The organism is Porphyromonas sp. oral taxon 278 str. W7784 (assembly GCF_000467855.2).
GTDB lineage: Bacteria > Bacteroidota > Bacteroidia > Bacteroidales > Porphyromonadaceae > Porphyromonas.
Genome location: NZ_KI259228.1, coordinates 90,996 through 103,004, shown reverse-complemented (window position 1 = coordinate 103,004; position 12,009 = coordinate 90,996). Strand labels below are relative to the sequence as shown.

Below are 12,009 nucleotides of genomic sequence, written 5' to 3'. Positions count from 1 at the left end.
CTTCCGCAAGGAAATAAATTTTCTTGCGGAAGAAAATCGAGGCGCCTTGTGAACGAAAATTTTCCGCCGTGCGGAAGGAGAAAAATTTCTGTGCCCAAGGAAATAAATTTCTGCATATGCGAAAATATTTTTTCGTATATACGGAAATAAATTTTCTTATATACGGAAATTTTACCCCTTGCAAACCCGCTGGGAATGCGGGGCGTGTTGGAGAACGTTGACAGGGGGGGAGAAGCAGTGCTGGATACGAGTAGCCCCCTCCTTCCGCTAGGGAAAGAGGGGGCTACTTGGCTGGAGGAAGAAGGGTCTGTAGGCTTGACGAGGGACCTTAGTCCAAGGCCTCTCGGAGCGCTTGGAGCTGGTGGCGGATCTGGCGTAGCTGGCAGAGCGTGTCGCTCCGTAGCTCCAGACTCGTCTTCTTGATATTGAGCTGGCTGATCGCTCCCTCGATCGTCATCCCCTTCTCCCGAAGGAGGTAGCGGATGGCTCGGAAGGTCTCGATGTCCTTCTCCGTGTATTGGCGCACCCCCTTGGGCGTGGTCTGGGGAGAGATCTGCGGAAAGACGCTCTCCCAATAACGGATGGTCGAGACGGGTTCGCCGAGCTGGTGGGCGACTTCCTTGATGCGGTGGAAGAGACGACGTGCCATAGCAGTAAGGCGTCCTTCGGCTACTTTGCCTGGGGAATGTACGTCTCGAGGAGCTTGACCTTGCCCTTGGGGATGAGGGTGAGCGAAGGATTCTCTGCCGGCACGAGCACGCTCTGACCTTGGTGAAGCTTGACCTCGTGGCCCGAAGCGTCACGCAGACTGACCTTGCCCTCCATGCAGATGTAGATCACGAAGCTGTCGAGCGACGACCAGTCCCGAGAGAGTGGAGCCTCGAGGTCCAGCAGGTTCGTCTCGAAGTAGCGGCAAGAGACCAGTTCGACGGGCTGGTCGGGAGCCGGCGTATATGCCGTGCGGTAGTCCTGCTCGAGGCGGTAATCGATGGCGTCCTTGGCGAGCTCGGTGTGTAGCTCGCGCTTGTTGCCAGCGGCGTCCGTGCGGTCGTAGTCGTAGATGCGGTAGGTGATGTTGGAGGTCTGCTGGATCTCGGCGATGAAGCAACCCGCCCCGATAGCGTGGACACGCCCAGCAGGGAGGAAGAAGACATCGCCAGGGCGAACTTCGTACTCAGCGAGGGCTTCGACGATCGTACCTTCTTCGATGCGGCGCACGTAGTCCTCGGGAGAAGATTGGACGGCGAAGCCACTGTAGAGCTTAGCCCCCGGTGTGGCGCTGATGACGTACCACATCTCCGTCTTGCCGAAGGAATTGTGTCGTGCCATGCCCAGAGCATCGTCGGGGTGCACCTGGATCGACAGGTAATCACGGGCGTCGATGAACTTGATCAAGAGCGGGAAGCGACGACCGAAGCGCTCGAGTACGCTCTTGCCTACGAGTCGCTCGCCGTAGGTCTGGATAAGTTCGTCGAGGCTCTTGCCTGCGAGCTCGCCTTCGGCTACCACAGAGTAATTATCATCGACATGGGAGATCTCCCAGCTCTCTCCGATCTTCTTCTCGTCGGGCTCCAGGCCCTTGAATGGACGGATGGCTTGACCGCCCCAGATGACTTCCTTGAGAAGCGGAGCGAAGGTCAGAGGATAAAGGCTTTGTATAGACATGCTAACGGTTGGTTATATGGATAATTAAATTCTTCGCAAAGGTAGTTAATTCACCACAGGAGCGGACGAATCAGACAGCGGGTAGGTTCATGCCCGTGATCCGGCGGTAGAGATCCAGCGCGTAGATATCCGTCATCCCAGAGATGTAGTCGAGAGAAGATTGGATCCGACCATATACCGTCGGGTGATTCATCTCGTACTGGCTACTGACTCGGCTCAGAAGCGTACGGCTGTATAGATGGTCGGGGTGCATCTGCGCTTCGATCAGCTGATCCAGTAGAGCCGAGAAGATCCGATGCCCGGCGAGCTCTACGTCGACGACTTCGCGGGCAGAATAGATCTTGGCGTAGGCAGTACGGCTGCACGCTTGGTACGCCGAAAGCAATCGGGGCGAGAGGTGCTGGATGAGGCTTCCCTCAAACGTACCTGCGAGGATGGCTTCTTCGGCGTCGAGGAAGAGCGAAGCCGCCTCTTCGACGAGCAAGTTAATCGCCTTGGAGCGTAGGTAACCCATCCGCTCGTTGGGGTCACCGATGGTATTGGCTACGTGCTGGATCTCCCGGAGTTCGTCGTCGGCGAAGAAGCCTTGGATAAGTCCCTGTGCTTCGTCGTAGCCGAGGATGTGTAGCTTGCATGCATCCTCGATATCCATGATCTGGTAACAGATGTCATCCGCTGCTTCCACGAGGTAGACGAGCGGATGGCGTGCGTAGCGCAGTGGGTCCTCGTCGAGTTGCTTCAGACCAAGCTCTGTGGCGACTTCACGTATCGTCTCCTCTTCGGTGGCGAAGAAGCCAAACTTATTCTTCCCTTGAGCCGACAGACTACTATAGGGGTACTTGATGATGCTAGCGATGGTGCTGTAGGTAAGGGCAAAGCCCCCAGAGCGTCGTCCCTTGAACTGATGCGTCAGCAGGCGGAAGGCATTGGCATTCCCCTCGAAGAGCAGGAAGTCCTCCCAGCGTCCGCCTTCAGCCTTGACTAGCTCCTCCCAGCGCTGACCATTGCCTTCCTTGAAGTAGGCACTGATGGCACGCTCACCGCTGTGCCCGAAGGGAGGATTGCCCATGTCGTGTGCCAAGCAGGCTGCACTGACGATGGCACTGATGCCCGAGCGGAAGGGGATCTCCTGCGCCTTGGGATGGCGCCCCGCTAGGCAGTCGCCGACGATATTCCCCAGCGAGCGCCCAAGGCAACTGACCTCGAGGCTATGGGTGAGGCGGTTGTGAACGAAGATATTCCCCGGTAGAGGGAAGACCTGCGTCTTATTCTGCAGGCGACGAAAGGGTGGGGAGAAGACCAGGCGGTCATAGTCCCGCTCGAAGTCGCTCCGGGCGAGTCCCTGAGCCTTGCGACGCTCCGTAGCGTCAGCGCCGAGGCGTCGGTCGGAGAGTAATTGTTCCCAGTGCATGTCTTAGAGGAATGGGTGGGGCGATGGGTGAGCTACGTGATAGGCTTCTTCAGTAAGGGATATCGCACGCCTAGCCGAACCAGCGAGAGAAGAGGGGTAGGAGGATCGAAGTGATGAGCCCCATGATCCCGATGGCTAGCCCGCTGAGTGCCCCTTCGATGGCGCCCATCTGGATAGCGGCAGCCGTGCCAATACCATGAGAAGAAGCTCCAAGGGCAAGCCCCTTAGCTACGGGGCTCTTGATCTTCATCAGCTTCATGATCGGAGGGCCAATGATGCTCCCTAGGATACCTGCGCAGACTACGATCACCGCCGTGAGCCCTGGTATACCTCCATTGTTGCCCGCTAGCTCCATAGCGATAGGTGTCGTCACGGACTTAGGGGCAAGGGAAGCGATGAGCGCCTGCTTCACCCCAAGGAGATGCCCGATCCCGACAATAGAAGCAATGCCGATGACTGCCCCGACCGTGATGGCTAGGACGATGGAGATGGCATTCTTCTTCAGGTGAGCGACCTGCTGATAGAGGATGTAGCCGAGTGAGACGACGGACGGCCCAAGCATGAAGTGAATCATGCGGCTCCCCTGCTGGAAGGTGGAGTAGGGGATGTGTAGCGCCATCAGGACGACGATCAGCTCAATGATCGTGAAGAGGACGGGGTGCAGTAGGGGGAAGCGTACCCGTCGGTAGATCTTGATATTGATGAGGTAGAGGCCGACGACGAACATGATCGTGAAGACCTCGCTCTGGAAGAAATGGGTGATCATCCTTTACGCCTCCTTTCCATTTGTTCTTGTACGTAGGCCACCGAAGCGATGACGAGGATGGAGCTGACGACGACCGCTACGAGGATGACCCACCAGTTGGCCAGGACGACATCCATCTGAGCCATGAGCCCGACACCAGCCGGGATAAAGAAGAGCCCCATATTGTCGGTGAATGTCTTGGCAGGCGTGTCGACGTGCTCCTCCTTGATGAGCTTCGTCTGTAGGGCTAGGAAGAGCAAGATCATCCCGATCACACTCCCTGGCACGAACTCCCCCATCAGGTAGGAGATGAATTCCCCCAGCCAGAAGAAGAAGAAAATAAAGAAAATCTTAATAAGCGTTTGCATAAGCGTACGTATGATGAGTGCTGACGTCCTTCGGTCAGCTAGATGAGGTCTCTAAGGAGAAGATCCGAGCGCTCCCTTAGCCTCGAGTAGGCCTGTGCTCGTGCTTGCCAGGCTGCAGCGTGAGCTCCCGTGAGCTTGAGGGGTAGGACTTCGCTCCCGTAGTGATCGATCGTCTCTAACAGTAGCCCGAGGGTGAGGCGCTCTGGAGCGATGTTGGGGTGGTAGTAGCCTCCTTCGACTTCGTCACGCCCGTAGTTCACTTCGATGATGATACCCATGCGGAGCAGTTGCCCAAGGGCTTCCTGAGTTTGTCTCAGAGGAAGATCACAGACCGCAGCTAGGGTCTCTGCTCTATAGGGCTCAGCATCCTCCGAAGCGTAGCGAGCTGTGATGCGAGCAACCAGTGCGATGAAGATCGTGTCGGCATAGCGACGAGAGAGGGGACGAGAGGTAGGCGGAGAGGTGAAGTGCCATACATGCTGCATCGAGTAGGAGATCTGAGCTCCCAGGAGGACGATGATCCAGGAGAGCTGTATCCAGAGCAGGGCAAGGGGGACGGCGGCAAAGCTCCCATAGATAGCATTGTATCGGGAGATCCAGAGTACTCCATTGATGTAGAGTGCTTGGAAGATCTGGAAAGCGATCCCTGCGATCACACCTGCCACCAGCGCTGGGATGAAGTGCACCCGTACGTTAGGTACAGCGTAGTACAGGCCAGCGAAGGCAAGGATGATCAGCACATAGGGTACGAGCCCGAGGATCTGGGTCGTAAGGGTGGATACGACTCCTAGCTGACCGAGATAGGTGTGGCTTAGGGTCGAGAGGAAGATCGTCGTACCACTGGATACCGTCAGAAGCAGGGGGAAGAGGATGAAGGCTCCCAGATAGTTGATGATCCGTCGGGACCAAGAGCGAGGATAGGGTGCTTGCCAGAGTCGGTTGAAGGCATCTTCGATCGTGGAGATCAGCATCAGGACGGTATAGAAGAGTACCAAGAGCCCCACACCGATGAAGAGCCCGCCCTGTACCTGAGCTAGGTAGTTCTCTACGTAGGTAAAGGTCTTCTGGAACTCTACCTCGTGTCCAGGTAAGGCATTCGTCAGAGCTTGACGTACCGTCTCCTGTAGGCCAAAGCCCTTGGCAATACCGATGATGACGGCCAGCATCGGGACTAGCGACAGCACGGTGCTGTAGGTAAGCGAACTAGCAAGCGTACCTATCCCCTCATCTATGTAGGCCGTGACCGTCATATAGAGGACACGCAGGGTAGCCACCAGGATGCGGTACGGAGCGGAGAGGGTATCTCTGCTGAGTCGCCACATGTCGAGTGTCACGAAGCGCCAGGCTCCGAGGGCACGAGCTACTATACGTCGTAGGATGCTGGACATAGTCTCTAGGGGCTAAGGGAGGGTATGAGAAAGAGAGCTAGAAGCAGTGGAGCTATAAGCCGAGTTCTGTACTCCCCGTGGGTCGCCCCTCTCAGGGAGTGTCTGTCATTTATCTAGGATAGTAGTCACCTACTATCTCGTGCGGTCTACCCTCCGACATGGGGCGAGCAACCCTCGTAGCGTCGGTTTACATGACCTTGCAACCCATAGGATGTACGGCAGCATATATTGCTATACACTCCGGTGAGCTCTTACCTCACCTTTTCACCATCACCACGGGGGCCATGGCTCCCGTGGCTGTCATTCTCTGTTACATCTACCTACCCTCACGGATAGCTTCCCGTTAGGAAGTATGGTGCTCTATGTTGCCCGGACGTTCCTCACCTCGCTCCCCTTGGGGGGGAGGCGCGACAGACCGCCCCACTGCTCTAGACTCTTCTCTTATTTATGGATCTCTACACGCTGTGTAGGAGCCTGCGATGCATTGCGCTGCTCGATCTGCTCGGCTACGTTGCGTGCGAGGGTGCGGAAGTAGATCCCCATCAGACTCTCTCGGTCTGTGGCAATCGGTTCTCCACCGTCACCACGCTCACAGATGCTTTGGATGAGTGGTATTTGCCCCAGAAGGGGGATGTCAAGTTCCTCGGCAAGTTCCTTGCCACCATCACGACCGAAGATATAGTACCTATTCTGTGGAAGTTCGGCAGGAGTGAACCAAGCCATGTTCTCCACGAGGCCAATGATGGGTACCTGGACATGCTCGTCGAGGAACATACCCACGCCCTTGATCGCATCGGCCAAGGCTACCTGCTGGGGCGTCGTGACGATGAGTGCCCCCGTAAGTCCAAGGGTCTGCACTAGGGTCAGGTGAATATCACTAGTCCCTGGAGGCAGGTCAATGAGGAGGTAATCCAGTTCGCCCCAATTGGTCTCGGTGAGTAGCTGCTTGAGAGCATTACTTGCCATGCTTCCTCGCCAGAGTACGGGGCTCTCCTTATTAACGAAGAAGCCGATGGAGAGCATACGCACACCGAAGCGCTCTACGGGAGCGATGAGCTCATGCCCGTCGACATCCTCTAGGACGGGACGTGCATCCTCACAGCCAAACATCTTCGGCTGCGAAGGGCCGAAGATATCGGCATCTAGGAGCCCAACCTTGTAGCCCTCCTGTGCGAGGGCGACGGCTAGGTTGGCAGAGACGGTGCTCTTACCTACGCCCCCCTTCCCAGAGAAGATCGCTAGCGTATTCTTCACCTTCGGCAGGAGGGGAAGCGATTCCTGAGGTACCACCTCGGGTACCTTAGCTCGGATATTCCCTTCGATCTCTACCTCGGGGCTGACGTAGGTCAATATCGCCTTTTCGGCAGCCTTGATGACGGACTTCGTGAAGGGTGAATTGGGCTTGTCGAAGATCAGCGAGAAGCTGACCTTCATGCCTTCGATACGGATATCATCCTCGACCATCCCTGCGGTGACGAGGTCTTGCCCCGTGCCAGGGTAGCGTACCTTCCTTAGGGCATCAAGGATGAGGTTAGGATAGAGTGTGATGGCCATAGTTTGCCTATTGGACTCGACGAGAGCGGCTGAAGCTACGGTAGCTATCGGGCTCGATCTCGATATCTGGTTCTACATAGCCTCCCTCGGGCACCTCGGGGACGAAGTGTAGGTACTTGATCGTCAGACCACGACTCAGCCACTGACGCTCGTAGTAGGTCTTGATACCAAGGATCTTGTCGTCAAAGGCGCCGTCGTAGAGATCGTCCTTGTCGACGAGGATCGTCTGGCGGTTCAGCTCGACGAAGGCCTTCGTATAGGTGTAGAGGAAGGGGCTATCTGTCTTGAGATGGATAGAGCCTCCGGGGCGCAGGACTTCTAGGTAGCGAAGGAGGAAGCGTGATGAGGTCAGACGCTTGGTGACCTTCTTCATCTGAGGGTCGGGGAAGGTGATCCAGATCTCATCCACCTCACCTGGAGCGAAGAAGCTCGTCAGCGACTCGATCTCCCCACGGAGGAAGGCGACATTGGTCATACCCGCCTCGTGGGAGGCCTTGGCCCCCGTCCAGATACGGGCACCCTTGACATCTACACCGATGAAGTTCTTCTCGGGGTAGAGCTCTCCGAGACCTACCGTGTATTCGCCCTTACCGCACCCGAGCTCGAGGACGATGGGATGATCGTTGTGGAAGAAATCCTCCCGCCAGCGTCCCTTCAGGGGGAAGGACTCCTGCTGGAGGCGAGCAAAGGGGTACTGGAAGACATGGGGGAAGGTCTCCATCTCGGCGAACTTCGCCAGCTTATTCTTTCCCACCGGCTAGCCTAGTCGAAGAGGTTGATGCTCTCGCAATACTCCAGCTCACCCTGTACGATGAAGCGGATCTGGTCGGGGTCGAACTTACCCACGCCATCCTTCTTAGCATTGCGCACGACATAGTCGACGAGTTCGTCCTCATCGACCTCGATAGGCTCTTCGTCGGAGAGGTCATCGTCGTCACTGATGTAGCCACGGCTCTCGTAGTAGTCGTAGATGAGGTCTACAAAGTAGACGATATCGTCGTCACTGAGGAGCTCTTTTAGTTCTTGGGGGATATAGTTGCGGATGAAGGCCACGGAGGCGGCGTCATCATATCCTAGGAGATCTTCTTCTGCCATAATACTTACATAAGGCTACCCATCGGGGTATAGCCGTGATTCTTGTCACAAAGTTAATAAAAAGCCTTTTGGGGCGCTTCGAGAGGGAGTCTTAGGCTGAAGAAAAAGAGGCCTCCAAAGTCCCTGTATATACGGGGCTCCGGAGCACCCCTTCAGGGACCTACTGTAGGTCGTCTTTGCGACCCACGGTAGGTCGTCGTGGCGACCCACAGTAGGTTTTTTCGACGACCTACCATAGGTCGCAAAATGGGCCTCCCGAGGAGCCCCATCTTTACCCCCTCGTCACCCTCGCCCCGAAGAGCAGTCCTTGCCCCCGAGGAAGAGCGTCAGATAGGGGAGAACTCCACCCTCTAGCAGTTCCTTTGCACAAAAAGCGTATCTTTGTGCTACCTATCATTCATTTATTTAAAGAAGTATCACGACTATGAGCTATAATCTCTTAGCAGGTAAGAAGGGGATCATCTTCGGTGCCCTCAACGAACAGTCTATCGCTTGGCGTGTCGCTGAGCGTGCCGTCGAAGAAGGCGCAGAGATCATCCTGACCAACACCGCCATGGCTGCCCGCATGGGTCAGCTCAATGAGCTCGGCGAAAAGCTAGGTGCTAAGGTCGTCCTCGCTGACGCTACTAAGGAGGAAGAACTAGAAGTACTCTTCCAGGAAGCGATTAAGACCTTCGGTAAGGTAGACTTCGTCCTCCACTCCATCGGGATGAGCCCCAACGTACGCAAGGGCCGTAGCTACGATGACCTCGACTACAAGATGCTCCAGACCACCTTCGACGTGTCTGCAGTCTCCTTCCACAAGATGCTCCAGGTAGCTAAGAAGCTGGACGCTATCGCAGAGGGTGGCTCTGTCGTCGCTCTGACTTACATCGCTGCTCAGCGCACCTTCGTAGGCTACAGCGACATGGCAGACGCTAAGAGCCTGCTCGAATCGATCGCTCGTAGCTTCGGCTATATCTACGGTCGTGACAAGGGCGTCCGTATCAACACCGTCTCTCAGTCTCCTACGGTCACTACGGCCGGTAGCGGTGTCAAGGGCATGACCGACCTCCTCGACTTCGCCGAAGACCTCGCTCCGCTGGGCAATGCCGACGCCAACGACTGCGCTGACTACTGCATCACCCTCTTCAGCGACCTGACTCGCAAGATCACGATGCAGAATCTCTTCAACGACGGGGGCTTCAGCTCCATGGGTATGAGCGCTGCAGCTGTAGAGGCCTTCGCAGCGGGTCGTGCTGCTCGTCAGGAGAAGTAATCCCCTACGAGTCCGATCCTCTCTACCCGTACTCGCTCTCATCCTCACTAAGCAAGCTTCATGATACTTCGCACGGAGAACCTCGTCAAGCGCTACCGTGCTCGCACGGTCGTCAACCACGTCTCGATCCAGGTCGGACAAGGGGAGATCGTCGGTCTACTTGGCCCGAATGGGGCGGGGAAGACTACGACGTTCTACATGACAGTAGGGCTGGTCGTCCCCAACGAGGGACGTATCTTCCTCGATGAGGAGGACATCACCAAGTACCCTGTCTACAAGCGTGCAAAGGCGGGTATCGGCTACCTAGCTCAGGAAGCCTCTATCTACCGGCGTCTCAGTGTCGAGGACAATATCCTCTCGGTGCTGGAGCTGACGGATAGGACGAAGCAGGAGCAGGAGGAGCGCCTCGAGGAACTCATAGCAGAGTTTCGCCTGGAGAAGGTGCGCCGCAATGCAGGTAACCGTCTCTCGGGAGGTGAGCGCCGTCGTGCCGAGATCGCTCGATGCCTAGCGATCGACCCGAAGTTCATCATGCTCGACGAACCCTTCGCAGGGGTCGACCCGATCGCCGTGCAGGATATTCAGAGTATCGTCGCCCAGTTGCGCCACAAGAATATCGGCATTCTGATCACAGACCATAACGTCTATGAGACGCTCAGCATCACCGATAGAGCTTACCTGCTCTTTGAGGGGAAGGTCCTCTTCGAGGGCACGGCTGAAGAGCTTGCTGAGAACGAGATCGTCCGAGAGAAGTACCTAGGGAAGGACTTCCAGCTTCGCCGTCGCACCTTCGATGTCGGTACGCCTGCAGGAGGGAAGTAAGCCCCGAGGCGAGTATAACCCACTTCATACAGATAGCCCCCACATCCTCCAATGAGAGGATGTGGGGGCTATCCTTTTATATCTATGAAGCTTTTCGCTTGGAGCTGGGCTAGTGGCCAGCCTTATGCTTACGAAGCCTTTCCGCTCGTGCTGGGGTTGGGGCTAGCCTTGCCCTGATGAAGTCTTAGCGCCGAAGGAGCTTCTTACGTAGAGTAGCTACTGCTCCAGCGGGCACCTCGTAGCGGTAGATGACGCCTACGAAGAGGAGGATGAGGAGGGTATTAGCCAGTAGGACGAGGTAGACGCTCTCCTCAAGGAGCACTTCTCTCAGAGCTAGCTGGACGGCATAGATACCAGCTGTGAGGAGGCTATACAGCCCTAGTCGCTTGAGATCATAGCTCACGGGATAGTAGCGCTGCCCGAGGAAGTAGGAGATGAGCATCACGCCTCCGTTGGCGACGACCGAAGCCCAAGCGCAGGCCATGAACCCGTACCTAGGAGCAAGCCCTACGATCAAAGCCACGGTCAGGACACAGCCGATGACGGAGAGGATAGCCCCCCAATGCGTGCGGTCGGTCACCTTGTACCAGAGGGAGAGATTGAAGTAAACTCCGAACATCAGCTGACCTGCCATGATCCACGGCACCACTGAGAGTCCCGGATAGTAGGCAGGGGCGATGAGGAGCTTGAGCACGTCTATATAGCTCATCACCCCTAGGAAGATGAAGAGGGTGAAGAGCACGTAGTAGGTCATAGCCGACGAGTAAGCACGGCGGGCAGCTTCCTCGCCCTTCTTCTTCTCGGCAAAGATGAAGGGATCATAGGCGTAGCGGAAGGCCTGGGTGAAGAGTACCATCACCACAGCCAGCTTGTAGCAAGCGCCGTAGATCCCGAGTTGGGCGTGGGCATAGTGAGGATCATCGAAGAGGAGCGGGAAGAGGATCTTATCTGCTTGGTTATTGAAGTTCCCCGCCAGCCCCAGCAGGAGCATCGGTAGCGCATAGACGAGCATGGCCCGTAGAAGCTTCCCACTGAAGCGTCCTGTCGCCTTGCGAAGTGTGGGGAGAAGCAGGAGCATCTGCAGGGCATTGCTCACGAGGTTGATCCCGAAGATATACTCCAAGGCATGCTCTCTAGGGTGAAGCTCTCCTAGTAGCGGTATCTGCTCTCCTAAGTAAGGGAGGACGTAGAAAGCAAAGAGGGTCAGGGCGATCGTCGCTAGGACAAAGCTCATCCGCACGGCCATGAATCTCCAGGGACGCTGCTCGTAGCGCAGGTAGCCCAGCGGTATCGCCATGAAGGCATCGCTAGCGACGATCAGCAGGAGGTAGACGAGTAGGTCCTGATGCTGGGTGATCTGTAGTGCCGAAGCCAAGGGGGCGAGGAAAAGCCAGCCTAGGAGCACGAAGACTAGCGAGCTTACCCCTAGGGACCAGAGGGTCGTCGAATAGACATCCTCGGGGCGATCTTCCTTATTAGCGAAGCGGAAGAAAGCCGTCTCCATCCCATAGGTCAAGAGGATCATCAGGATCGCAGTCCAAGCATAGAGGTTAGTCATCTGCCCGAACTCCTCCGGGATGAGGATACGTACATATACGAAGGTCAAGAGCCAGTTGAGGAATCGACCGAACATGCTACTCAGTCCGTAGACGGCAGTGTCCTTGACGAGGGAGGTAAGGGTGCTACTCATACGCAGTCCTAGT

General features: G+C 56.3%; 12 protein-coding genes and 1 other RNA gene. 2 read left to right on the top strand and 11 right to left on the bottom strand.

From position 1 onward, the window contains the following. Positions 1-328: 328 nt before the first annotated feature. The 10 genes from HMPREF1556_RS02815 to HMPREF1556_RS02775 form a co-directional block, all read right to left on the bottom strand. The gene (locus HMPREF1556_RS02815) at positions 329-649 is read right to left on the bottom strand and encodes a MerR family transcriptional regulator (protein WP_021666717.1); all 321 of its coding nucleotides are present in this window, start codon (positions 647-649) and stop codon (positions 329-331) included. 20 nt (positions 650-669) lie between these two features. After that, entirely contained in the window at positions 670-1,665 is a 996-nt protein-coding gene (locus tag HMPREF1556_RS02810; protein WP_021666716.1) for a type I phosphomannose isomerase catalytic subunit, read from the bottom strand. Between the two features lie 70 nt (positions 1,666-1,735). After that, positions 1,736-3,076 (bottom strand): dGTP triphosphohydrolase, encoded by a 1,341-nt coding sequence (dgt, locus tag HMPREF1556_RS02805; RefSeq protein ID WP_021666715.1) that lies wholly within the window; start codon positions 3,074-3,076, stop codon positions 1,736-1,738. Positions 3,077-3,146: 70 nt separating this feature from the next. Then, complete coding sequence (locus tag HMPREF1556_RS02800; protein ID WP_369795589.1) at positions 3,147-3,839, bottom strand: LrgB family protein; 693 nt, start codon at positions 3,837-3,839, stop codon at positions 3,147-3,149. Continuing rightward, complete coding sequence (locus HMPREF1556_RS02795; protein WP_021666713.1) at positions 3,839-4,189, bottom strand: CidA/LrgA family protein; 351 nt, start codon at positions 4,187-4,189, stop codon at positions 3,839-3,841. Before HMPREF1556_RS02795 ends, HMPREF1556_RS02800 begins: the two co-directional genes overlap by 1 nt. 38 nt (positions 4,190-4,227) lie before the next feature. Beyond that, the gene (locus HMPREF1556_RS02790; RefSeq protein WP_021666712.1) at positions 4,228-5,577 is read right to left on the bottom strand and encodes a YihY/virulence factor BrkB family protein; all 1,350 of its coding nucleotides are present in this window, start codon (positions 5,575-5,577) and stop codon (positions 4,228-4,230) included. Positions 5,578-5,616: 39 nt separating this feature from the next. Then, positions 5,617-6,004, bottom strand: an RNA gene (gene rnpB / locus HMPREF1556_RS03025) — RNase P RNA component class A. Positions 6,005-6,018: 14 nt separating this feature from the next. Next, positions 6,019-7,131 (bottom strand): Mrp/NBP35 family ATP-binding protein, encoded by a 1,113-nt coding sequence (locus tag HMPREF1556_RS02785; RefSeq protein ID WP_021666711.1) that lies wholly within the window; start codon positions 7,129-7,131, stop codon positions 6,019-6,021. A 7-nt stretch (positions 7,132-7,138) separates the two neighbouring features. Beyond that, positions 7,139-7,885 (bottom strand): tRNA (guanosine(46)-N7)-methyltransferase TrmB, encoded by a 747-nt coding sequence (gene trmB, locus HMPREF1556_RS02780; protein ID WP_021666710.1) that lies wholly within the window; start codon positions 7,883-7,885, stop codon positions 7,139-7,141. Positions 7,886-7,893: 8 nt separating this feature from the next. Continuing rightward, positions 7,894-8,226, bottom strand: coding sequence for a hypothetical protein (locus tag HMPREF1556_RS02775; RefSeq protein ID WP_021666709.1), 333 nt, complete (start codon positions 8,224-8,226; stop codon positions 7,894-7,896). A gap of 424 nt (positions 8,227-8,650) precedes the next feature. On the opposite strand from HMPREF1556_RS02775, the gene HMPREF1556_RS02770 reads away from it, so the two are divergent. Next, positions 8,651-9,484 (top strand): enoyl-ACP reductase, encoded by an 834-nt coding sequence (locus HMPREF1556_RS02770; protein ID WP_021666708.1) that lies wholly within the window; start codon positions 8,651-8,653, stop codon positions 9,482-9,484. A 60-nt stretch (positions 9,485-9,544) separates the two neighbouring features. After that, the gene (gene lptB / locus HMPREF1556_RS02765; RefSeq protein WP_021666707.1) at positions 9,545-10,306 is read left to right on the top strand and encodes an LPS export ABC transporter ATP-binding protein; all 762 of its coding nucleotides are present in this window, start codon (positions 9,545-9,547) and stop codon (positions 10,304-10,306) included. 184 nt (positions 10,307-10,490) lie between these two features. On the opposite strand, the gene HMPREF1556_RS02760 is transcribed toward lptB, so the two are convergent. Continuing rightward, a complete protein-coding gene (locus HMPREF1556_RS02760; protein ID WP_021666705.1) occupies positions 10,491-11,996 on the bottom strand; it encodes a lipopolysaccharide biosynthesis protein in 1,506 nt (501 codons plus the stop codon). Positions 11,997-12,009: the final 13 nt, after the last annotated feature.

Coding starts and splice junctions, on each gene's coding strand:
- HMPREF1556_RS02785 (WP_021666711.1), bottom strand. CDS start 7,131: ATGGCCATCACACTCTATCCTAACCTCATCCTTGATGCCCTAAGGAAG.
- HMPREF1556_RS02810 (WP_021666716.1), bottom strand. CDS start 1,665: ATGTCTATACAAAGCCTTTATCCTCTGACCTTCGCTCCGCTTCTCAAG.
- lptB (WP_021666707.1), top strand. CDS start 9,545: ATGATACTTCGCACGGAGAACCTCGTCAAGCGCTACCGTGCTCGCACG.
- HMPREF1556_RS02790 (WP_021666712.1), bottom strand. CDS start 5,577: ATGTCCAGCATCCTACGACGTATAGTAGCTCGTGCCCTCGGAGCCTGG.
- dgt (WP_021666715.1), bottom strand. CDS start 3,076: ATGCACTGGGAACAATTACTCTCCGACCGACGCCTCGGCGCTGACGCT.
- HMPREF1556_RS02775 (WP_021666709.1), bottom strand. CDS start 8,226: ATGGCAGAAGAAGATCTCCTAGGATATGATGACGCCGCCTCCGTGGCC.
- HMPREF1556_RS02815 (WP_021666717.1), bottom strand. CDS start 649: ATGGCACGTCGTCTCTTCCACCGCATCAAGGAAGTCGCCCACCAGCTC.
- HMPREF1556_RS02760 (WP_021666705.1), bottom strand. CDS start 11,996: ATGAGTAGCACCCTTACCTCCCTCGTCAAGGACACTGCCGTCTACGGA.
- HMPREF1556_RS02795 (WP_021666713.1), bottom strand. CDS start 4,189: ATGCAAACGCTTATTAAGATTTTCTTTATTTTCTTCTTCTTCTGGCTG.
- HMPREF1556_RS02770 (WP_021666708.1), top strand. CDS start 8,651: ATGAGCTATAATCTCTTAGCAGGTAAGAAGGGGATCATCTTCGGTGCC.